The organism is Rhizobium leguminosarum bv. viciae USDA 2370 (genome assembly GCF_002008365.1).
In the GTDB taxonomy this organism is placed as follows: domain Bacteria; phylum Pseudomonadota; class Alphaproteobacteria; order Rhizobiales; family Rhizobiaceae; genus Rhizobium; species Rhizobium leguminosarum.
The window spans coordinates 329,029-350,718 of the sequence record NZ_MRDL01000015.1 but is presented as its reverse complement, the minus strand read 5'-3'; the positions used below and the strand labels follow the sequence as shown (position 1 = coordinate 350,718).

Below are 21,690 nucleotides of genomic sequence, written 5' to 3'. Positions count from 1 at the left end.
TAGAGCATGATGTCGTCCGAAAACCGCTCACACTTTTCGGCATCATGCTCTAGCTCAGATATCGTAAGTATGGGCGGCGTTGATCGTCGAAATGAAACGTTTGGTGCGTTCGCGCTCCGGCGCACTGAAGATCGCTCTGGCGCTGCCCGTTTCGACGACGCTCCCGGCTTCCAGGAAAACCACGTCATTGGCGATCTTAGAGGCGAGTCGGAGATCGTGGGTCGCCATCACCATCGTCGTGCCTTCGCTGGCAAGTTGGCCCAGCACATCGACCACTTCGGCCGAAAGCTCGGGATCGAGGGCGGATGTCGGCTCGTCACAGAGAAGCACGCGCGGCGACGGCGCCAGTGCGCGGGCGATCGCGACGCGCTGCTGCTGGCCGCCCGACAGTGTCGAAGGCCAGGCATCGGCCTTATGGGTCATGCCGACCTTGGTCAGCAATTCCATCGCACGCTCGCGGGCCTTTTCCCTCGGCCATCTCAATACCGTCACCAGGCCTTCCATGACATTCTCGATCGCGGTCTGATGCGGGAAGAGCTGGAAATTCTGGAAGACCATGCCGGTCTGGCGGCGGATCTTCTGGATCGCCGGCCAGCTCGTTCGCTTGCCCGGTGCGAAGGCCAGCCTTTCCTCTCCGAGGCGGATGGAACCGGCGGTCGGAATTTCGAGCAGGTTGATGCAGCGCAACAGCGTGCTCTTGCCGCCGCCCGAAGGCCCGACCAGCGCGGTGACGCTGCCTTCAGGAATACGGATGCTGATATCCTTGAGGATGACGGCGTCGCCGAAGCGTTTTTCAATGTTGGAAAGCTCGATCATGCATTTGCCTCCAGCATGCCGCCATAACGCGCGAAGCGGCGTTCCAGCCGCACCTGCAACTGCGAGAGGACGGAGCTCAGGACGAGATAGATCAGCGCCGCCTCAATATAGAGGATCAACGGCTCATAGGTGGTGGCGACGATGCGCTGCGCCGCCTGGAAGAGCTCGGGCACGGTGATGGCGGCGGCAAGCGAGGTGTCTTTGACCAGCGAGATGAAGGTGTTCGACAAAGGCGGCACGGCGACGCGGGCTGCCTGCGGCAGGATGGTGCGGCTCATCGCCTGGCGCCAGCTCATGCCGATCGAATAGGCGGCTTCCCACTGGCCCTTCGGTACTGAGGAAATGACCGCGCGGATGATCTCGGAGCTATAGGCGCCGATATTCAGCGTGAAGCCGATGAGGGCGGCTGGAAAGGCATCGAGCAGGATGCCGAGGCTCGGCAGGCCATAGAAGATGACGAAGAGCTGCACGAGCAGCGGCGTGCCGCGGATGACCCAGACATAGAAGCGCGCGATGGCCGAAAGCGGCATCGGCCCGAAGAGCCGGGCGATTGCGGTGGCGAGCCCGAGGGCCAGGCCGAAGACGAAGGATAACAGGGTCAGCGGAATGGTGAAGATCAGCCCCGCCCACAGGAGCGAGGGCAGTGATTCCGCCATCAGTTGGAGCCAGTGCGCCAAGGGAGTTCTCTCTCGTCGGTTGGGTCGTGATACTCGAAATACCCCTCCCCAACCCCTCCCCACAAGGGGGAGGGACTTATCTAGGTGTCGCCTCGCAAGAAATAGCGACCGAGCGGCAGGCCGAAACGATTATTTGGAGATGAGGCGGTCCGCCGGCTAAGCCCCTCCCCCTTGTGGGGAGGGGTTGGGGAGGGGACTTTTCTTCAGTTCAAATTACTTGGAAACGTCCTGGCCGAAATACTTGTCGGCGATCTTCTTATAAGTGCCGTCGGCCTTGATGTCGGCAAGCGCCTTGTTGATTTCGGCGAGAAGCTCCGGCTCGTTCTTGCGGATGATGACGCCGGAGTAATCGGCATTTTCCTGCTCGGCGACGATCTTCACAGGCGCGTCCGGCTTGTGCTTCTTGAAATCGAGGAAGGAGAGACTGTCGTTGATCGTGGCGTCGGCGCGCTTGGTCAATACGAGCTGGATCGATTGATCGAAACCGTCGGTGCCGACGAGCTCGGCGCCGGCTTCGGTTGCGAGCTTGCCGAAGTTGCTGGTCAGCGACTGGGCGGCTTTCTTGCCCTTCAGATCGGCGAAGGATTTGATGCTGTCGTCGCCGTCGCGGGCGATCAGCACCGCCTTGGAGGCGATATAGGGCTCGGAGAAATCATACTTCTGCTTGCGGGTTTCGGTGATGCCGACCTGGTTGATGACGGTGTCGTAGCGCTTGGCGTCGAGGCCGGCGATCAGGCCGTCCCACTTGCCTTCGACGAACTCGGCTTTGACGCCGAGCTTGGCGGCGATCGCTTCGCCGATCTCGACGTCGAAGCCGACGAGCTTGCCGCTTTCGTCATGATAGGTGAAGGGCGCATAGGTGCCTTCGGTACCGATCTTGAAGACGCCGGCCGATTTGATGGCGGCGAGGTTTTCACCGGCATGGGCAGGCAGGAGGACTGCAGCCTGAATGAGGGCGGCGGCAGCGGCGGTTTTCAACCAGTTCATTGTTTCATCCATCCTTGGGAGGTGTTTCGGATGGGGATAGTTGGCAGAAAATCATGGCGCCGGAAGCGTAGAAAACTGCGAATAAAAGCAGCAACTGCAAATATTTTTCTCAAACGGCCGCTCGAACCGAGAATCCTGCAGAAACAGGCATCAGGCGGTGATGCGGCGGCGCAGTTTTTCGCTGACGATGATGATCAATCCGGCGCCGAGGATCATCGCTGCGCCGACAACCACATTGGGCGTGGGGATGTCGGCCCAGATCAGATAACCCAACAGGAAGGCCCAGACGAGAGATGTATATTCGAATGGCGCAAGCACGGAGACGGGCGCCTGACGCATGCCTTCGAAAAGGGCGAACTGCGCGCAGCCGGCAACGACGCCGGTGGCAATGAGGAGCGCGAGCTGCGTCATATCGGGGGTCTGCCATGTCCAGATCACGGCAATGCCGGTCATGGCAAGAAAAAAGACGTTGGAAACGGTGAGCTGGATAATGGTCTTCTCGTGCAGCGAGGTCTTGCGCAGCAGCACCATGGCAGAGGCCCAGAGCACGGCCGCCTGCAGCGCCAGATAGACCGGCCAGGAGATGGTGAGGCCGATCGGATTGCAGGCGATAAGGACGCCGACGAAACCGACGCCGACGGCCAGCCAACGTGTCGGCGTGACCTTCTCCTTCAGGATGAGCCAAGCAAGTAAGGTGCCGACGACAGGGGCGGCGTAATAAAGCGTGGTCACTTCGGCAAGCTGCAGGCGGCTTGCGGCGGAATAATAGGAAAGCCAGGCGCAGAGCAGAAGGATACTGCGGGCGATCATCGGCTTGATGATCGGCGATGTCATCGTCTGATGGACGAGCTTGCCGCGGCCATAGGCAAGACAACCGACGAGGATGGTGAGACTGCGGAAAAACAGGATCTGCCAGACGGGAATGCTGGAAGCCAGGATCTTGATGATCGCGTCATGGAAGGTGAACGCCATATAGGCGACGGTCGTGAGCAGGATGCCCAGGCTGACGGAGTTTTTCACGGGGGAACGCACCAGGTGGCGGATATGCCGGCGGGAATCGGGAATGACCAATCGATATTCCCGCCTCTCGGACCGGTCAATAGGCCTTATTCCTTCCGGTAGTGGAGCTTTATTTCCAAACGTCAGAAAACGTGTAACCGTGCATATTGCCTGCATGATCATAAGCGTTTATGCACGTTTTTAATTTGTAAGCTACGAACTCGGTAGGAACATGCAGGATTTTCTGTTGCGAGAGCGCCAAGGCGTGATTTCCGAGAGGCTGCGGCTGAATGGCCGCGTACTGGCGACGGAGCTTGCGCTCGAATTTGGGGTCTCCGAGGATACGGTGCGTCGGGACCTACGCGAGATGGCAGCGGCAGGGCTCTGCGAGCGGGTCTATGGCGGTGCATTGCCGGTCTCGCCGGCGCATGGAAGCCTGACGCAGCGTATCGGCTTTGCCGCAGACCGGAAACAAGCGCTGGCGCGCGCTGCGGCAAAGCAGATTGCCGCCGGCTCGACCGTGTTCTTCGACGCTGGCAGCACCAATCTGGCGATTGCCAACGCATTGCCGGCCGAACTTGCACTGACGGCTGCGACGAATGCGCCGGCGATTGCCGCAGCGCTGATCGACAAGCCGGTCGTCAACGTCATCCTGATCGGCGGAATGGTGGACCGACAGACGGGCGGTGCGCTAGGCGCCAAGGCGTTGCGGGATATGGAGCAGATTTCGCCAGATCTCTGCATTCTCGGCGCCTGCGGCGTCGATCTCGAGGCCGGCATCACGGTGTTCGGCTTCGAGGATGCGGAGTTCAAGCGGTTTGCGACGTCCAGGAGCAAGAGGGTGTTGGTGGCTGCAACCTCGGAGAAATTCGGCACTGCTGCCCCTCATAGCATCCTGCCAGTTGCGCATTGCGAATGCCTGGTCGTTGAGCACGATGCCGATCCGACCATTCTCGCCCGTTACCGCGAGCGCGGATGCAGGACTGTTCTCGCCGAGAAAACGAACTGAGGCCCCATCACAGAGTTTAGGGAAACCGGGCGCGAGCAAGCCCGGCAATGAGGAAAGATCGGAAAATGGATACTCATGTGAGTAAGCCGGGAGCCCGGAGCGGCTTCGTTACCAGAAGCAGGGCGGCGGTTTCTCTGCTCTTTCTCATGAACGGTTTTGTCGTCGGCTGCTGGGCGCCGAAGATCCCCGATTTTGCCGAGCGTCTGGCGCTGACCAAGTTCGAGCTTGGGCTGATGATCCTCGTCTTCGGCGTCGGCTCGCTGGTCATGATGCCGCTCGCCGGTGCGCAGATCGCCAAACACGGCTCGCGTGTCGTCGTCCAGGTACTGGCCCTTTGCGTGTTGCCGTTGCTTCTGGCATTGACGCTCGCGCCAAATGTGCTCACCGGGGCAATCTCGCTCTTCCTGTTCGGCGGCTTCATCGGCGCAATGGACGTGGCGATGAATGCCAATGCGGTGTCGGTCGAGAAATCCATGCGCCGCGCCATCATGTCGTCCTGCCACGCTTTCTGGAGCCTTGGCGGACTGATCGGTTCCGGTCTCGGCGGCATCGTGATCTCCAAGCTCGGCATTCTCGGCCATGCGCAACTGGCGACGTTGCTGGCGGCAATCTTCGTTGCCGTCGCCTGGCCGATGGTCCTTGCGGATCCGCCGCATCCCGACACCAAGAAGGAAAAGACGAAGTTGCCGATGGTGCCGCTGCCGTGGCTGCTCGGATTGATGGCGCTGTTCAGCATGGTGCCGGAAGGTGCGGTTCTGGACTGGGGCGCGCTTTATCTTCGGCAGGAAATGGATGCATCCGTGGCACTTTCCGGCCTTGGTTTCGCAGCCTTTTCGGCGACCATGGCAATCATGCGCTTTGCCGGCGACCTGGTGCGCGACCGTCTGGGCGGCGTCAAGACGCTGCGCATCTGCACGCTGTTTGCCATTGTCGGCATGCTGCTTGCAGGCCTGGCGCCCAATGCCGAGCTTGCCATCCTGGGCTTTGCTTTTTGCGGTATCGGCATTTCCAACATGGTGCCGATCGCCTTCTCGGCGGCGGGCAACATACCCGGTCTCAAGCCCGGCATCGCCATCTCGGTGGTCACGACCATGGGTTATTCCGGCATGCTGGTTGCGCCATCGTTGATCGGCTTCGTCGCCGAGCATATAGGCTTTGCCGTCGTTTTCATGGCGCTGCCGGTGCTGCTGCTCGTCGTTCTCCTGCTCTCCAAGCTGGCCCACTATGCCGATGGGACCTCCGGAGGCGGTCACTGAGCCGCCTCCCAACAAAAGTGATATCAGGGGCGGTTGACAAGCAGCCGGCCTTGATCCACCTGAAAAGCACTGTTTATAGGGGTGCAAGAACTCTTCATGTCTTCAGCCGCCGATTTTGATCCGAAACCGCGCCGCGCTTCCGTTGCCGTCGATGTCGGCGGTGTCATCGTTGGCGGCGGGGCGCCGGTCGTCGTGCAATCCATGACGAATACCGATACGGCCGATATCGATTCGACCGTCGCGCAGGTCGCCGCTCTGTTCCGCGCAGGCTCGGAATTGGTGCGTATCACCGTCGACCGCGACGAGAGTGCGGCCGCCGTGCCGAAGATCCGCGAGCGGCTGCTGCGCCTCGGCATGGACGTGCCCTTGATCGGCGACTTCCATTATATCGGCCACAAGCTGCTCGCCGATCATCCTGATTGTGCCGCGGCGCTGGCGAAATACCGCATCAACCCCGGCAATGTCGGCTTCAAGGACAAGAAGGACAAGCAGTTCGCCGAGATCATCGAGATGGCGATCCGCTATGACAAGCCGGTGCGCATCGGCGTGAATTGGGGTTCGCTCGACCAGGATCTGCTGACCGCGCTGATGGACCAGAATGCCGAAGCCGGATCGCCGCTTTCGGCCCGGCAGGTGACGCGCGAGGCGATCGTGCAGTCGGCGCTGCTTTCTGCAGCCCTTGCCGAAGAAATCGGCCTGCCGCGCAACCGCATCATCCTGTCGGCCAAGGTCAGCCAGGTGCAGGACCTGATCGCCGTCAATTCCATGCTCGCCGAACGCTCCAATCATGCGCTGCATCTCGGCCTGACCGAAGCCGGCATGGGCACCAAGGGCATCGTCGCCTCGTCGGCGGCGATGGGCTTCGTGCTGCAGCAGGGCATCGGCGATACGATTCGCGTATCGTTGACGCCCGAGCCGAACGGCGACCGCACGCGCGAAGTCCAGGTGGCGCAGGAAATCCTGCAGGTCATGGGCTTCCGCCAGTTCATACCCGTCGTTGCGGCCTGTCCGGGGTGCGGACGCACGACGTCGACCGTGTTCCAGGAGCTTGCCCAGAACATCCAGAACGACATCCGCAAGAACATGCCGGTCTGGCGCGAAAAATATCCTGGCGTCGAGGCGCTGAACGTCGCCGTCATGGGCTGCATCGTCAACGGGCCGGGCGAAAGCAAACATGCTGATATCGGCATTTCGCTTCCCGGCACCGGCGAGACGCCGGCGGCCCCGGTCTTCATCGACGGGCGGAAGGCGCTGACGCTGCGCGGTCCCAATATCGCCGCCGACTTCGAGGCGCTGGTTGTCGACTATATCGAGAAACGGTTCGGCCAGCGGACGGCGGCGGAATGAGCGCCCATAGGTTCGGATGAGCCAGTACTGGTCGCCAATCGTCAGCGCCTGCTATACTGTGTCGGGGCGATCGAGGTGCCGGTCGACGACAGGTTCGAGGTCCGGCTGGCGGATTACGACAGGCCATGCGGCGCAATCATCATCCCCAATCCGAATGCGCCGACCGGCATCGGCCTGCCGTTTGCCGGCATCGAGGCACTTCTTGCCGCCCATCCGGATGCAGTCGTCGTCATGGACGAGGCCTATATCGATTTCGGCGGTGAAAGCGCCATCCCGCTGATATCCACGCATCCCAATCTGCTTGTCATTCAGACCCTGTCGAAATCCCGTTCGCTTGCAGGTCTGCGCATCGACTTCGCGCCGGGACAGCGGCCGCTGATCGAGGCGCTGGAGCGGGTCAAGGACAGTTTCAATTCCTATCCGCTCGATCGTCTGGCGCAGCTCGCCGCGACGGCGGCGATCAAGGATGAGGCGTGGTTCCAGACATGCCGGAGGAAAATCATCGCCAGCCGGGAAAGCCTCGTCTCCGAACTCGAAACGCTGAACTTCTAGGTCCTGCCGTCCCAGGCCAATTTCGTTTTTGCCAGGCACGAGAGACAATCGGGTGTAGCGCTTCAAGCCGGCTTGCGGGAGCGGAACATTCTCGTCCGGCATTTCGCCAAGCCACGTATTTCGGATTTCCTGCGCATCAGCATCGGCGCGGACGAGGAGTGCGCGCCTGATTTCCGCTCTCAAGGACATGCTGGCGGCCTGAGCAGCCCACCGATTTCCTCAGCTTTCGGCCATGGCGCCGGCAAGCAAGGTCTTTGCGGTCCAGCGCAGAACCTTCTCCGCTTCCTTGGGCTCCAGCTCGCAGATGTCACGCATCACCAGCAGTGCCTCTATGCCAACCGCCAGCGACAGTGCGTGGACGAGGCGCTGAAAATTCTTCGGCGGCATGGTTGCCTGCAGCGGTGACATCGCCTCTTTCAGCCACGCGATGCGGCGGCCACCGCGGCGGACCTGCGCCTGGCCGACAGCCGAGCTGCCGAGAAGCGCGCGAAAGACGCCCTCATTGTCGATGACCATCTTGAAGATCTGCGAAACCAGGTCGTCGAGCCGATGGCCGACCTCCGCATCGCCCATGTCGTTCCGCGCTGGCGGGATCTTGATCACATCCGCAACGCCATCGAGGACCGCCTCGCGGATGATTTCATCCGGCGTCGAGAAATATCGGTAGGCCGTCGCGCGCGAAATGCCAGCGAGATCGGCCACTTCGGCGACCGAGGGGTGGCCGCCTTTCTCTATGATCTCGCGCGCGGCACGCAGCAACTCGACACGCGTGCGACGCTTTTGATTGACCCTCTCGAATCTTTTTTCTTGACTGTCCATTCATGCCTCGTTATGAGATTTATGTCTCATTAAGAGTTTAGTGTATCACAATCAAATCAAGGCACAAGTCGATGAATTCCGCTCCCCTTTCCGGCCGGTCCGACGCCGCTGCGCCGATGACCGTCCATTTTCTTGGCAATATCCTCACCTTTCGTGCCCGCTACGCGGATACCAAAGGCAGCTTCACCGTCATCGAAGCCTATACGGCTCCGAACGCCGGCCCGCCGCCGCACACGCAGACGGATCAGGAAGCCTTTCTCATCCTCGAAGGCCGTTACGAGATCGTCGTCGGCGACGAGACCAAGCATTGCGGCCCCGGCGATTTCGTCCACGTCTCTCCGGGCACGCTGCATTCCTTCCGGAATATTGCCGAGACGCCCTCGAGGCTGCTTTTGATCAATTTCCCCGGCGATCTGCATGAGGAGTTCTTCATGGCGATCGGCGAGCCGGTCGCACCCGGCACGACAGCCTTTCCGCCGATGAGCGCGCCCGACGTTCAGAAGATCGTCGCGACGGCCGCCCGTTTCGGCATCGACATTCCGCCGCCGCCGCAGGCGTGAGCCCGCGGCCCCGGGGAGCAAGCGCTGCGACGCCGATCCCAATCCTTTCGACTATCGAGGAATCAACAATGAGAATGCATCATGTCGATCGCCTGCTGGCATCGAGCAGCTTTCGGATCTTTGCCCGCATTCTGCTGACGCTGGTCTTCTGGTCGAGCGGGCTTGCGAAGCTCTTCGACTTCCCGACCGCGATCGCAGAGATGGAGCACTACGGCCTTGCGCCTGCTGCGCCGACTGCGATTGCCGTCATATTCGTGCAGCTAGCCGGCTCCGCCCTTGTCATCTCCGGTCGGCATATCTGGCTCGGGGCGGGCGCTCTCGGCGTCTTTACCGTGCTGACGATCCCGATCGCGCACGCCTTCTGGTCGATGAGCGGCCAAGCCGCCTTTCTCGAGATGCTGTTTGCGATCGAGCATCTGAGCGTCGTCGGCGGTCTGATGATCGTTGCGATCCTGGGGCGGCGAACCGCTGCGGTTCAGGCGCCTGTTTTAGCCGGCGCCTGAACGATCGGATCATCGGCGTCGGGGAACAGTCAAAGCTCCCCAACGCCGGAGGCGGGCCTGGGGATGTCAGCTCTTCCGGTCGGCGATGAAATGCGCCGCGGCGGTGAGGATCGAGGCGCGAGGGCCGTAGGGGGCAAGCAGCGCCTCGGCATCGCGGACATGCTCACGGAGCTGGGCTTCGGCCCATTCCATGCCGCGAAGAGCTACAAGTGTTCCCTTGCCGCGGGCCGCATCCTTGCCGGTTGCCTTGCCCATGGTCGCGGTGTCCGAGGTCAGGTCGAGAATGTCGTCTGCAAGCTGGAAGGCAAGACCGATCTTTTCGCCGAAGGCGCGCAGGCGGCGGCGATCTTCCGGCGGGCTTGCCGAGATGACGGCGCCGGCTTCACAGGCGAAGCGGATCAGCGCACCGGTTTTCATCGCCTGCAGGCGGATGATGCCGGCTTCGTCGGGGGCCTGCTTTTCTGCCGCGAGATCGAGCGCCTGGCCGCCGGCCATGCCGCCGAGACCGGCTGCGCGGGCAAGGGCCAGCACCAGCGATGCCTTGCTGGTATCGGGAAGGGTCGTTTCCGGCGCAGCGATGATGTCGAAGGCGTAGGTCAGCAGGCTGTCGCCTGCGAGGATTGCCGTCGCTTCGTCGAACTTGATGTGTACCGTCGGTTTGCCGCGGCGCAGGTCGTCATCGTCCATGGCCGGCAGGTCGTCATGCACGAGGGAATAGCAGTGAACGCATTCAAGGGCGGCGCCGACGCGAAGTGCCGCCTCTGCGTCGCCGCCGAGAAGGGCTGCACTTTCGACGACGAGAAACGGGCGCAGCCGCTTGCCGCCGTTCAGCACGGCATAATGCATGGCATCGCGCAGCGTCTCGGGCCTGGCGATTTCATCGGAAAGGCTGCTCGGCGAGAGCAATAGGTCGAGCAGCGCCTCGATCTCGTGGGCGTTGTTCTTCAGCCTCGTCTCGAAAGTGTCCCGGTTCGCGTCCATGGGCGCTGTTTGGCATGAGCGCCCACGGGCTTGCAACGGAATTGTCGATGGCGGCAGCAAGATTCGCCACGCACTCTGGCATAAGCTCTGCACAGGCGTTATGAGAACGACAGGAGCGAAATCGGACTTGGGGACATTGGATATAGCGCCAGAGAGAGAGGACAGCGTCGACATGCCGGCTCGTCGGCGATGGTTCGAAGACCGGCGTGTGTTGAAACGCATTGTTCTTGCCGTGCTGATCTTGCTGATCCTTCCCTATGCACTGATCTTTTTCTATCTGCTGCCCTTCATTCACCCCGTCTCGACGCTGATGCTGCGCGATCTCGTGCTGCTGCGTGGTTACGACAGGCAATGGGTGTCTCTTGATGACATCGCCCCGGTTGTGGTGCAGTCGGTGATGATGTCGGAGGACGGGCAATATTGCTTTCACGGTGGCGTCGACTGGGCGGAAATGCGCATGCTGGTCGAGGATACGCTGAAAGGTCAGGCGACACGCGGCGGCAGTACCATTCCGATGCAGACGGCGAAGAACCTCTTCCTCTGGAACAGCCGCTCCTTCGTGCGCAAAGCGCTGGAACTTCCGCTCGCGGTGACCACGGATTTCGTCCTGTCGAAACGGCGGTTGATGGAAATCTATCTCAACATTGCTGAATGGGGTCCCGGCATCTACGGCATCGAGGCCGCGGCCCAGCATCATTTCAAGGTGCCGGCCTCGAAGCTGACGCGGCGCCAGGCATCACTGCTTGCCGTCTCGCTGCCGAACCCGATCGACCGCAATGCCGGCAAGCCTGGACGAGGCCTTCGCCGGCTGGCCGGCGTCATCGAGAGACGCGCACAAGGTTCAGGCGACTACATCAGGTGCATCTATGATTGACATCAGAACTTGTCGTTAGAGCAGGATGTCGTCCGAAAACCGCTCACACTTTTCGGCATCATGCTCTATAAGCGGCAAGTGTCATCTGACATTCTTGGTTCTGCCATATGGGCGAATGCAGTCCAACCAGAGCCCCCGAGTCGCCCATGACCACCACGACGTTTTCGCCCGAACTCCTCCTTTATTCGAAGAGGCATAATCCGACCCCGCCCGTCCATCTCGGCAGCCGCTATCGCAAGGTCGGCGGCTTTCTGCCGGAAGCCGGCAACACCATCGTCTGCCATCTCGAGAAGGGCTCGCAGACGCAGACGGCGCTGATCGAGGCGCGTGAGAAATATCTGGCGATGCCCGAGGCCCCGCAGTTCCTCTTCACGCCGATATCAAGCATTCACATGACGCTTTTCGAAGGTGTCATCGAGACCAGGCGCCGGCAGGATTCCTGGCCGGGCGACCTCCCACTCGATACGCCGATCGAAGACATGACCGCGCTGATGGCGGCCAGGCTCGAAGGTTTCTCGATGTTCGATCCCTTCAAGGTCGCCATCGTCGACGCTCGCCCATCGGGCCTGCTCGTCGACGGGGCGACGGAGAACGACCGCAGGGTCATGCGCGCCTGGCGCAATGCGCTGGCTGATCTTCTGGGCTATCGCCAGCCGAGCCATGAGGAATACAAGTTCCACATGACCTTTGCCTATGCGATCGAACGGCTGGAGGATGAAGCCTTGCCGCGCTGGCAGGCGATGCTCGATGAGGTGGCCGACGATATCCGCCGCAAGGCCCCTGTTCTCGAGCTGACCCCGCCGGCATTCTGCGTGTTCGAGGATATGAACCATTTCCACGAATTGCTGATTTTCGATTTCGAAGCCTGAACGGGAGAGGCCCATGGATAAACCGACGCTGTACATTGCCAACAAGAACTACTCTTCCTGGTCGTTCCGGCCCTGGATGGCGCTGACGGCGCCGGCGTCGATTTCGAGGAAGTCCTGATCCCCTTCGACTATCCTGGTGGCAATCCCAATATCAAGGCGATTTCGCCGACCGGGCGGGTGCCGATCCTGCAGCACGGCGCATTGAAGATCTGGGAATCGCTGGCGATCATCGAGTATGTCGCCGAGCTTTATCCGGACGCTGGCCTTCTGCCGAGGGATCGTGCCGAGCGGGCGCTCGCCCGTTCGGTTTCGATGGAAATGCTCTCGAGCTTCCGGGCGCTGCGTAGCGCCTGCCCGATGAATATCCGCCGGCCGAAGGGCAAGATCGCGCTGCCGGATGGTGTCGACGCCGATATCAGCCGCATCGAGACGATCTGGCGCGACCTGCTGCAGCAATCCGGCGGACCATTTCTGTTTGGCGCGTTCAGCGGGGCGGATGCGATGTTTGCGCCTGTCGTCAACCGGTTCGACATCTACGATCTCGTCAGCCGAAACGATATCCTGGCCTATATGGAGACCATGAAGGCGCATCCGGCCTGGCGGAAATGGGAAGAGGCGGCCCGCGCCGAGCCTTGGATCGTGCCGGAAGACGAAGTCTGAGCCTGGAATCATCGGCTTCGCAAAAAATACGTATGGGGACTGGTCAAGGCCACCCCTTGCATGTATAAGCGCGCCAAATTCCGAAATCGCGACATGTCCGTTTCGGCCGCCAGTCTGGCCGTGGGAATGTTTTGCCCGCAAGTGGAGTAAGTGAAATGGCTGTACCGAAGAGAAAAACAAGCCCGTCCAAGCGCGGTATGCGCCGTTCGGCAGACGCACTGAAGGCTCCGACCTACGTCGAAGACAAGAATTCCGGCGAACTGCGCCGCCCGCATCATATCGACCTGAAGACCGGCATGTATCGCGGCCGCCAGGTCCTGACGCCGAAGGAAAGCGCATAATTTCCCGATCCGGCTTGTCCGATCGAAGTTTCAAGGCCGGCGTCATGCCGGCCTTTTGCATTTCGACAATATAATATTTGCAATGACTTGCAGTTAGACAACGGTTTGCGGCAGTATTCTTCTTGCGCGCTACTGTGCCGCGCGTCTTTTCAGACGCGCAAAGGACGCTGTAGCACTTTGAAGCTACGCATCATGCTTTCCGAAAATCGCATCCGATTTTCGGAAAGCATGATGCGCTGGGAGATTGCCGATGATAGCCGCCATGCCCCTGATGATTATCCCGTTTATTCTTTACAATCTGGCGATGCTGGGCCTGATGGGCGATGGCGGCATTCCGGCACTGCAGCATGATATCATCGTGCTGTCGATGATCTCGGGCGCGATCTGGAGCATGGCGCTCGGCGATCTTTTCATCGTCATCGCACTTGTCGTGCTGTTCTTCGAAATTCTCAAAGCGACCAGAACCGGTCCCGGCAATCTCGTCAACCACATGTTGTCGATGCTGGTCTTCATCGCCTTCCTGGTCGAGTTTTTGCTCGTCCGGGATGCTGCGACGCAGGTATTCTTCATTTTGATGACGATCGCTCTGATCGATGTCATCGGCGGTTTTGCCGTGTCGATCCGAAGCGCCGGGCGGGATGTCTCGATCGGACTATAGGTTGTCGAGCTTGTTCTGAAGGGCGCGGAGCTGTTCCTTCAGCTCGTCGATATCCTTGGCCTCGGCCTTGCGGCTTTCCTTGGCAGGCGGCGTCATGAAGGGCGAGAACATCTGCATCGCCTGCTGAAACAGCTCGGTGTTGCGGCGAACATGGTCCTCGACCATCTGCATCGGCAACTGCAGGTTCTTGCCGAGCGGCGTTTCGCCGAAAGCGCGGGTCACCTGCTCGCGCATCTGGGCTTGTTGTTCGGTGAAGGAGCGCATCGAATGTTCGAGAAAGCTCGGCACGACCATCTGCATCTGGTCGCCGTAATAGGTGATGAGCTGGCGCAGGAAGGAGATGGGGAGCAGTGTGTTTCCGGTCTTTGATTCCTGTTCGAAGATGATCTGGGTCAGCACCGAATGGGTGATGTCATCTCCGCTTTTTGCATCTTGTACGGTAAATTCTTCGCCCTTCTTCACCATCTCCGCCAGGTCTTCCAGCGTCACGTAAGTGCTGGTGCCCGTGTTGTATAGGCGGCGATTGGCGTATTTCTTGATAACAATCTGACCCTCATGCTTCGCCATATCAGTCTCCTGAACCCCCGTCTGATTTATGGATATTCCTCCAGTTGAGACTGTAAACGCAAAAGAAGGCCGGTGACAATCTCTTTGTGCGATGCGGCAAACCTTTCACAGAGCAGATGAATCGGGCTTACGCGGGCTGCTGCCGAAAAATGACGGCAGCCGGTCTTCGCGTTTGACTTGTGCTCCAAGCTTTGCCAGTTTCCACTTATGTAAGTGAGACGAAAACGAGGAGCGTCCCCATGAGCAATCCATCCATCGTCATCGCCAGTGCAGGGCGAACAGCAGTCGGCGCTTTCAACGGCGCTTTCGCGACGGTTCTCGCGCATGAGCTCGGGGCGGCCGTCGTCAAGGGCGCGCTCGAGCGCGCCGGCGTCGATCCCGGCGAGGTGGACGAGGTGATCCTCGGCCAGGTGCTCTCCGCCGGCGAGGGCCAGAACCCGGCCCGCCAGGCGGCGATGAAGGCCGGCATTCCGAAGGAGGCGACCGCTTGGGGCGTCAATCAGCTTTGCGGCTCGGGGCTGCGCGCGGTTGCGCTCGGCATGCAGCAGATCGCCACCGGCGACGCCAAGATCATCGTTGCCGGCGGCCAAGAATCCATGTCGATGGCCCCGCATGCCGCGCATCTGCGCGGCGGCGTCAAGATGGGCGACATGAAGATGATCGACACGATGATCAAGGACGGCTTGACCGACGCTTTCCACGGCTACCACATGGGCATCACCGCCGAGAATGTTGCGCGCCAGTGGCAGCTTTCGCGCGACGACCAGGATCAATTCGCCGTCAGCTCGCAGAACAAGGCGGAGGCAGCGCAGAAGGCCGGCCGCTTTGTCGACGAGATCATCCCTTACGTCATCAAGACACGTAAGGGCGACGTTACCGTCGATGCTGACGAATATATCCGTCACGGCGCCACGCTCGAGGCGATGGGGAAATTGCGCCCGGCCTTCGACAAGGACGGCACGGTCACGGCCGCGAACGCGTCCGGCCTCAACGATGGTGCCGCTGTGGCGGTGCTGATGAGTGAAGCGGAGGCAGTCCGGCGCGGCATCCAGCCGCTCGCTCGCATCGTTTCCTGGGCAACGGCAGGTGTCGATCCGCAGATCATGGGCACCGGACCGATCCCGGCTTCGCGCAAGGCGCTCGAGAAGGCCGGCTGGTCGGTGAACGATCTTGATCTCGTCGAAGCCAACGAGGCCTTCGCGGCGCAAGCCTGCGCCGTCACCAAGGATCTCGGGTGGGATCCGTCGATCGTCAACGTCAACGGCGGGGCGATCGCGATCGGCCACCCGATCGGCGCCTCCGGCGCGCGCGTTCTCAACACGCTGCTGTTCGAAATGAAGCGCCGCGGCGCGAAGAAAGGTCTTGCCACGCTTTGCATCGGGGGCGGCATGGGTGTGGCCATGTGCTTTGAAGCGCTTTAAATAGCATACGATCCATGTTTGATTGAAGATCCCGCCACGCGGCGGGGCGAAAAACAAAAGGGGAGCGGAACATGAGCAGAGTGGCTGTGGTCACTGGGGGTACACGCGGCATCGGCGCGGCAATATCCATGGCACTGAAAAACGCCGGATACAGGGTCGCGGCCAGCTATGCGGGCAACGACGAGAAGGCCAAAGCCTTCCATGATGTCACCGGCGTTCCGGTGTTCAAATGGGATGTTTCGGATTACCTCGCCTGCGGCGAGGGAATTGCCAGGATCGAAAGCGAGATCGGGCCTGTCGAAATCCTCGTCAACAATGCCGGCATCACCCGCGACGCGATGTTCCACAAGATGACGCAGCAGCATTGGCACGAGGTGATCAATACCAACCTCACCGGCCTGTTCAACATGACGCATCAGGTCTGGACCGGCATGCGTGACCGCAACTTCGGCCGTATCGTCAATATATCGTCGATCAACGGGCAGAAGGGCCAGATGGGCCAGGTGAATTATTCGGCGGCCAAGGCGGGCGATCTCGGCTTCACCAAGGCGCTGGCGCAGGAAGGGGCAAACAAGAACATCACCGTCAACGCCATTTGCCCCGGTTACATCGGAACGGAAATGGTGCTTGCCGTGCCGGAGAAGGTGCTGAATGAACGCATTATTCCGCAGATCCCCGTCGGCCGTCTCGGCGAACCGGAAGAGATCGCGCGCTGCGTCACCTTCCTCGTCTCCGACGATGCCGGCTTCATCACCGGTTCGACGCTGACGGCCAATGGTGGACAGTATTTCGCCTAGGCAATTCCATTCCTCGAGTCGGTAATACGGATTATCGGCAGATTCAAAGCGATGACGCGCCGGGAGACGCGCCATCGCTTATTTCATTTGCTGGATCAAGACCGGCGGTCGGTGTTTGGATGTCGCTGTTTCCGAACTCTGGCTGGGACTTTGGCGAGCGAGCGGTCGCCACTGCAGAGGGCTGATATCGCGGTCGTCAGGAAAGCCGATGCGATGAGAGCGGCGACGAGGGAATTCAGGAAAATCTGGATCATGGAAACGTTCCTTTCCGGTGCGCCGGGCGGCTCTGCCTGTCCGTTCGTGAAGGAGATATGGGCCTGCCCGTCGGGCGGCGGTAGATTTGACTTTCGCAACCGAGTGTCAACGACTCGTTGACGGGTGTGAGCGGCAAAGAAAACGGGCGCCGAAGCGCCCGTCGGGAGTCCGATATGCCTTTGCCGATTAGCGGCAACGAGCCTCGTAGCGGCGGCCGTAGCGGTCGCGATAGACGCAGTAGCCGCGGCGTTCGACCGAATGACCGATCAGAGCACCGGTCAGACCGCCTGCAACGGCGCCGACGGCTGCGCCGCCCCAGCTGTTGGTGACGACACCGCCAATGACCGCACCGGTGCCGGCGCCGATCGCCGTACCTTGCTCGGTCGCCGTGCAGGATGCCAGAGCGCCGACGAGCGCACCAATAAGAACAATCTTCTTCATCATGTCGTAACTCCCCAGGTTTGTAGGCCTTTAGACGCGGCCCATGAGTACAAGGATAATGATAATGACGAGAACTAGCCCCAAACCGCCAGAAGGTCCATAGCCCCAGCCACGGCTGTAACCCCAATTCGGCAGGGCTCCGATCAGAAGCAGAATAAGGATAACAAGAAGTATCGTGCCGAGCATAGTGTGTTCCCTTCATTTCATCTGCAATTCGAATGGACGAGAAACACTTATTGGCGATTTTTGTTCCCGGCTAAGCTCTCGAAATGTGACGAAACCTTGTTTGCGGTTTTCTGAGGAGCATGGCCGCTTTCACGAACGGTCGGCAGCATCGGTCGAATTCGACCATCCCGGGAAATCACCCCTATGGTTAAAAACTCCTTTAAATACAATATGTTGCGGTGAACAAAGCGGGAAAATCGTGATGTCGCCGATTCGTCAGCGATTCGTTCCCTCTTTGATCAACGCCTGCACTCGGCACCCGTATCGGCTGCCGCAGTTTAACGCGATCTGAATCCGGCTCCCGAAAGATTAATGCCGGTGCGATGAGGTGGAACGAAGGCCCCTGCCGCCGATCCGCATCTAGCGCCCGGACCTGAAGCTGCTACCAGATGTGGCCGTGAACGAAAGGCGAAAACGACGGAGTCAGCGATTCGTCTCCGATTCGTTCCGGCTTTGGTCGAGAGGTTAATTTCGGGCGGATTTTCGCTTGTTCAAGATCAGGCGGGAATCGGTCACTCACGATAGCGAAAATACGAACAAGAGAGAGTCTCACGATTCAGCATCTAGTGGGAAAAAGTGATTCAAAATCAATACTTAGCCGTGAACAAAAGCTGAATCAGCTGGAGTCACCGATTCGTCGCTGATTCGTTCTCACGCTGTTCCGAATCGGCAATTCGGGCGCTCCACGGGACTCGCAAAGGTCGTAATCCCCGAGGCATTTTGAAATCTGCCCTTGCGTTTGCGGCGGCAGCTGTCCATGTGTTCACTGGCTTCCATCGAGGAGCCGAGATTTTCCTGGGGCCACCCGCCTCATTTGCATGGACTCATGACTCTGACTTCGCAGCCGATGATTCTGAGTGGGCGCGGTGTGACCGCGGTGCTCGGGCCGACCAATACCGGCAAGACCCATTATGCCATCGAGCGCATGGTTGCGCACGGGACGGGCGTGATCGGCCTGCCGCTCCGGCTGCTAGCGCGCGAGGTCTATACGCGGGTGGTGGAGAAGGTCGGCGTGCAGAATGTGGCGCTGGTCACCGGCGAGGAAAAGATTTCGCCGCCCAATGCGCGTTTTTCCGTCTGCACCGTCGAAGCGATGCCGCGCGAGACTAAGGCCGCCTTCGTCGCGATCGACGAGGTGCAGCTCGCCGGCGATCTCGAGCGCGGCCATATCTTCACCGACCGCATCCTGCATCTTCGCGGCCGAGAGGAAACGCTGCTGCTCGGTGCGGCGACGATGCGGCCGATTCTGCTGCAGCTGCTGCCCGGCATCAATATCGTCGAGCGGCCGCGGCTTTCGCATCTTTTCTACGCCGGGCAGAAGAAGATCACCCGGCTGCCGCAGCGTTCGGCCATCGTCGCCTTCTCCGCCGACGAGGTCTATGCCATCGCCGAGCTCATCCGCCGGCAGCGCGGCGGCGCCGCGGTCGTGCTTGGCGCGCTCAGCCCGCGCACCCGCAATGCGCAGGTGGCGCTCTATCAGGCAGGCGACGTCGAATATCTGGTGGCGACCGATGCGATCGGCATGGGCCTCAACCTCGATGTCGATCACGTTGCCTTCGCCCAGGACCGGAAATTCGACGGTTACCAATTCCGCAATCTCAATCCTGGCGAACTCGGCCAGGTCGCCGGGCGCGCCGGGCGACACGTGCGGGACGGGACCTTCGGCGTCACCGGACAGGTCTCGCCCTTCGACGATGAGCTGGTGCAGCGCATCGAGGGGCACGAGTTCGACAACGTCAAGGTTTTGCAGTGGCGGACGACGGAGATGGACTTCTCCTCAATCGCATCGCTGCGCGCCAGCCTTGAGGTGGGACCGCGCGTACCGGGGCTGACGCGGGCGCTGCCTGCGGTCGACCAGCAGGCGCTGGAACAGCTTTCGCGCTATCCCGAGGTCATCGATCTCGCCGACAGGCCGGCGCGCGTCGAAAAACTCTGGGAGGCTTGCGCGCTTCCCGACTATCGGCGTATCACCCCAGCACAACATGCCGATCTTATCGCGACCCTCTTTTCCGATCTCGTCCGCTATGGCACGGTGAACGAGCAGTTTCTGGCGGAGCAGGTTCATCGCTCCGATCGAACAGATGGGGAAATTGACACGCTTTCGGCGCGAATCGCGCAGATAAGGACCTGGACCTACGTTTCGAATCGGCCCGGTTGGCTTGCCGATCCGACACACTGGCAGGAAAAGACGCGGGAAATCGAAGATCGATTGTCCGACGCGTTACATGAAAGGTTGACGAAACGCTTTGTTGATCGCAGGACATCTGTGCTCATGAAGCGCCTGAGAGAGAATGCGATGCTGGAAGCTGAAATCAGTGTGAATGGCGATGTCTTCGTTGAAGGACATCATGTAGGGCAGTTGAGCGGATTCCGTTTCACGCCGGTGGCGGGAACGGACGGACCGGATGCCAAGGCGGTTCAGGCTGCGTCGCAGAAGGCGCTCGGGCTCGAGTTCGAAGCCCGCGCGGCGCGGATGCATGCCGCCGGCAACAGCGATCTGGTGATCGGCTCGGACGGTTTGATCCGTTGGCTGGGCGACCCGGTGGCGCGGCTTTCGGGCAGCGATCACATCATGCGTCCGCGCGTGATCCTGCTGGCCGACGAACAACTGACGGGCAATGCCCGTGATCACGTCGCCGCCCGCATCGAGCGCTTCGTCAATCATCATATCAGCACGGTGCTGAAGCCGCTCGATGATCTGTCGCGCGCCGAGGACCTGCAGGGTCTCGCCAAGGGGCTTGCCTTCCAGCTCGTCGAGAATCTCGGGGTGCTCTTCCGTCGCGACGTGACCGAGGAGGTGAAGTCGCTGGACCAGGAGGCCCGTGCCTCCATGCGCCGTTACGGCGTGCGTTTCGGCGCCTATCATATCTTCGTTCCGGCACTTCTGAAGCCGGCGCCTGCCGAGCTCATCACGCTGCTCTGGGCGCTGAAGAATGACGGCCTCGACAAGGCGGGTTATGGCGATCTCATTCCGGTGCTTGCCGCCGGCCGCACCTCCGTCGTCACCGATCCGAGCTTCGAGCGGATGTTCTACAAGCTCGCCGGCTTCCGTTTCCTCGGCAAGCGTGCCGTGCGCATCGACATTCTGGAAAGGCTTGCCGATATCATCCGACCGCTGCTGCAATGGAAGCCCGGTCAAAACAACCGTCCGGAGGGCGCCTATGACGGCCGCCGCTTCACGACGACGACGGCGATGCTGTCGATCCTCGGTGCGACGCTCGAGGACATGGAAGAAATCCTCAAGGGTCTCGGCTATCGCGCCGATGCCGTGAAGGCGGAAGAGGCATCAGTACATCTTGCGACGCAGGATGCGGCCTCAGTGCCTGCTGCCACTGCGGAAACGCCTGCGGAAGAGACAGCCGAAAAGGCCGATCACGACGATGCCGACGGAGCGGCGGAAGAGACTGCTGCCGAAGCGTCTGCAACCGAGACGGCTCCGGCGGTTGCTGACGCGCCCGTAGCCGAAGCGGTCCAGACCCCCGCTCCGGTCGAAGCGATCGAGACATCGGCTCCGGTGGAAGCGTCTGGGGAAGCGGTGTCCGCTCCCGAGGAAGCAGCACCTGCTGCTGGGGAAGCCGGCGAGCCGGTGGAACCGAAGCCGGTTCTTCTGTGGCGTCTCGGCGGCCGCAACGACAATCAGCGCCAGGCGCGCGGCGGGCATGGCGATCGCCGTGGCGGCCAGGGCCAGGAGCGCGGTCAGAACCAGGAACGCGGCGACCGCAATCGCCGGCCCGGCGGCGGTGAAGGCGGCGAGGCCAATCGCGGCGGCGACGGCCGTGACAACAATCGCCAGAACCGCGGCAAGGAAGGCGGCGGTCGCGATGGCGGCCGGCCGCAGCAGGCAAGGGGCGACCGCAACAACCAACCACGGGGCGACCAGCCGCGCGGCGACCGGCAGGACCGTGGCGATCGCAAGGATCGCGGTGACCGCAACGATCGTAACGACCGCAACAACAATCGCGGCGGCTCGCAGCCGCTGCGCTTTGAGGCCAAGCCGCCGCGCAAGGAGAAGCCGATCGATCCGGATTCGCCTTTCGCCAAGCTCGCGGCCCTCAAGGAGCAGATGAAGAAGTAGT

General features: G+C 61.0%; 22 protein-coding genes and 2 pseudogenes. 14 read left to right on the top strand and 10 right to left on the bottom strand.

Translation table 11 applies throughout. From position 1 onward, the window contains the following. Positions 1-54: 54 nt before the first annotated feature. The 4 genes from BS629_RS07815 to BS629_RS07800 all read right to left on the bottom strand — a co-directional run bounded on the left by BS629_RS07815 (position 55) and on the right by BS629_RS07800 (position 3,500). Positions 55-816, bottom strand: coding sequence for an amino acid ABC transporter ATP-binding protein (locus BS629_RS07815; RefSeq protein ID WP_018244074.1), 762 nt, complete (start codon positions 814-816; stop codon positions 55-57). Beyond that, entirely contained in the window at positions 813-1,493 is a 681-nt protein-coding gene (locus tag BS629_RS07810) for an amino acid ABC transporter permease (RefSeq protein ID WP_018244073.1), read from the bottom strand. Before BS629_RS07810 ends, BS629_RS07815 begins: the two co-directional genes overlap by 4 nt. A gap of 213 nt (positions 1,494-1,706) precedes the next feature. Then, on the bottom strand, positions 1,707-2,480 hold the full coding sequence (locus BS629_RS07805; protein ID WP_018244072.1) for an amino acid ABC transporter substrate-binding protein: 774 nt from the start codon (positions 2,478-2,480) through the stop codon (positions 1,707-1,709). A gap of 150 nt (positions 2,481-2,630) precedes the next feature. Continuing rightward, positions 2,631-3,500 carry a DMT family transporter gene (locus BS629_RS07800; RefSeq protein ID WP_026188555.1) on the bottom strand — a complete coding sequence of 290 codons (870 nt, stop codon included), beginning with the start codon at positions 3,498-3,500 and terminating at the stop codon, positions 2,631-2,633. A gap of 211 nt (positions 3,501-3,711) precedes the next feature. Here BS629_RS07800 and BS629_RS07795 point away from each other — a divergent pair, with 211 nt between their 5' ends. The 4 genes and pseudogenes from BS629_RS07795 to BS629_RS07780 form a co-directional block, all read left to right on the top strand. Then, a complete protein-coding gene (locus BS629_RS07795; RefSeq protein ID WP_018244070.1) occupies positions 3,712-4,488 on the top strand; it encodes a DeoR/GlpR family DNA-binding transcription regulator in 777 nt (258 codons plus the stop codon). A 65-nt stretch (positions 4,489-4,553) separates the two neighbouring features. Continuing rightward, entirely contained in the window at positions 4,554-5,744 is a 1,191-nt protein-coding gene (locus BS629_RS07790) for an MFS transporter (RefSeq protein WP_018244069.1), read from the top strand. Between the two features lie 96 nt (positions 5,745-5,840). Further along, positions 5,841-7,091 carry a flavodoxin-dependent (E)-4-hydroxy-3-methylbut-2-enyl-diphosphate synthase gene (gene ispG, locus BS629_RS07785; RefSeq protein WP_018244068.1) on the top strand — a complete coding sequence of 417 codons (1,251 nt, stop codon included), beginning with the start codon at positions 5,841-5,843 and terminating at the stop codon, positions 7,089-7,091. A 48-nt stretch (positions 7,092-7,139) separates the two neighbouring features. Then, positions 7,140-7,845 (top strand): annotated as a pseudogene (locus BS629_RS07780) (pyridoxal phosphate-dependent aminotransferase); the annotation flags it as partial. 17 nt (positions 7,846-7,862) lie between these two features. Here BS629_RS07780 and BS629_RS07775 read toward each other — a convergent pair. After that, positions 7,863-8,462 (bottom strand): TetR/AcrR family transcriptional regulator, encoded by a 600-nt coding sequence (locus BS629_RS07775; protein WP_018244067.1) that lies wholly within the window; start codon positions 8,460-8,462, stop codon positions 7,863-7,865. Positions 8,463-8,533: 71 nt separating this feature from the next. Between BS629_RS07775 and BS629_RS07770 the strand changes: the two genes are divergently transcribed. Both BS629_RS07770 and BS629_RS07765 read left to right on the top strand, forming a co-directional pair. Further along, positions 8,534-9,022: a cupin domain-containing protein gene (locus tag BS629_RS07770; RefSeq protein ID WP_018244066.1), complete on the top strand. Its 489-nt coding sequence runs from the start codon at positions 8,534-8,536 to the stop codon at positions 9,020-9,022. Between the two features lie 68 nt (positions 9,023-9,090). Beyond that, the gene (locus BS629_RS07765; protein WP_018244065.1) at positions 9,091-9,525 is read left to right on the top strand and encodes a DoxX family protein; all 435 of its coding nucleotides are present in this window, start codon (positions 9,091-9,093) and stop codon (positions 9,523-9,525) included. Between the two features lie 66 nt (positions 9,526-9,591). Here the strand turns inward: BS629_RS07765 and BS629_RS07760 are convergent, their stop codons facing one another. Next, positions 9,592-10,506 carry a polyprenyl synthetase family protein gene (locus tag BS629_RS07760; RefSeq protein WP_018244064.1) on the bottom strand — a complete coding sequence of 305 codons (915 nt, stop codon included), beginning with the start codon at positions 10,504-10,506 and terminating at the stop codon, positions 9,592-9,594. Positions 10,507-10,642: 136 nt separating this feature from the next. On the opposite strand from BS629_RS07760, the gene mtgA reads away from it, so the two are divergent. The 5 genes and pseudogenes from mtgA (at position 10,643) to BS629_RS07735 (ending at position 13,908) form a co-directional block, all read left to right on the top strand. Continuing rightward, positions 10,643-11,380, top strand: coding sequence for a monofunctional biosynthetic peptidoglycan transglycosylase (gene mtgA / locus BS629_RS07755; protein WP_018244063.1), 738 nt, complete (start codon positions 10,643-10,645; stop codon positions 11,378-11,380). A 146-nt stretch (positions 11,381-11,526) separates the two neighbouring features. Next, positions 11,527-12,249 (top strand): DUF1868 domain-containing protein, encoded by a 723-nt coding sequence (locus BS629_RS07750; protein WP_018244062.1) that lies wholly within the window; start codon positions 11,527-11,529, stop codon positions 12,247-12,249. A 13-nt stretch (positions 12,250-12,262) separates the two neighbouring features. Then, positions 12,263-12,909, top strand: a pseudogene (locus tag BS629_RS07745) (glutathione S-transferase family protein). Positions 12,910-13,064: 155 nt separating this feature from the next. Further along, complete coding sequence (gene rpmF / locus BS629_RS07740) at positions 13,065-13,250, top strand: 50S ribosomal protein L32 (protein ID WP_003543812.1); 186 nt, start codon at positions 13,065-13,067, stop codon at positions 13,248-13,250. Between the two features lie 250 nt (positions 13,251-13,500). Next, entirely contained in the window at positions 13,501-13,908 is a 408-nt protein-coding gene (locus tag BS629_RS07735; RefSeq protein ID WP_003543801.1) for a hypothetical protein, read from the top strand. On the opposite strand, the gene phaR is transcribed toward BS629_RS07735, so the two are convergent. Continuing rightward, the gene (gene phaR, locus BS629_RS07730; RefSeq protein WP_003543798.1) at positions 13,903-14,475 is read right to left on the bottom strand and encodes a polyhydroxyalkanoate synthesis repressor PhaR; all 573 of its coding nucleotides are present in this window, start codon (positions 14,473-14,475) and stop codon (positions 13,903-13,905) included. The two genes, BS629_RS07735 and phaR, sit on opposite strands and share 6 nt — an antisense overlap. A 239-nt stretch (positions 14,476-14,714) precedes the next feature. Between phaR and BS629_RS07725 the strand changes: the two genes are divergently transcribed. Together BS629_RS07725 and phbB are read left to right on the top strand one after the other, a co-directional pair. Further along, positions 14,715-15,896, top strand: coding sequence for an acetyl-CoA C-acetyltransferase (locus BS629_RS07725; RefSeq protein WP_018244060.1), 1,182 nt, complete (start codon positions 14,715-14,717; stop codon positions 15,894-15,896). A 71-nt stretch (positions 15,897-15,967) separates the two neighbouring features. After that, positions 15,968-16,693 carry a beta-ketoacyl-ACP reductase gene (gene phbB, locus BS629_RS07720; RefSeq protein WP_018244059.1) on the top strand — a complete coding sequence of 242 codons (726 nt, stop codon included), beginning with the start codon at positions 15,968-15,970 and terminating at the stop codon, positions 16,691-16,693. A 95-nt stretch (positions 16,694-16,788) separates the two neighbouring features. Here the strand turns inward: phbB and BS629_RS39475 are convergent, their stop codons facing one another. From BS629_RS39475 to BS629_RS07710, 3 genes are all read right to left on the bottom strand, one after another. Then, entirely contained in the window at positions 16,789-16,947 is a 159-nt protein-coding gene (locus BS629_RS39475) for a hypothetical protein (RefSeq protein ID WP_018244058.1), read from the bottom strand. A 187-nt stretch (positions 16,948-17,134) separates the two neighbouring features. Beyond that, positions 17,135-17,392 (bottom strand): YMGG-like glycine zipper-containing protein, encoded by a 258-nt coding sequence (locus tag BS629_RS07715; protein ID WP_018244057.1) that lies wholly within the window; start codon positions 17,390-17,392, stop codon positions 17,135-17,137. Between the two features lie 27 nt (positions 17,393-17,419). Next, positions 17,420-17,575 carry a DUF3309 family protein gene (locus BS629_RS07710; protein ID WP_007632343.1) on the bottom strand — a complete coding sequence of 52 codons (156 nt, stop codon included), beginning with the start codon at positions 17,573-17,575 and terminating at the stop codon, positions 17,420-17,422. A gap of 865 nt (positions 17,576-18,440) precedes the next feature. Between BS629_RS07710 and BS629_RS07705 the strand changes: the two genes are divergently transcribed. After that, complete coding sequence (locus BS629_RS07705; RefSeq protein WP_018244056.1) at positions 18,441-21,689, top strand: helicase-related protein; 3,249 nt, start codon at positions 18,441-18,443, stop codon at positions 21,687-21,689. Position 21,690: the final 1 nt, after the last annotated feature.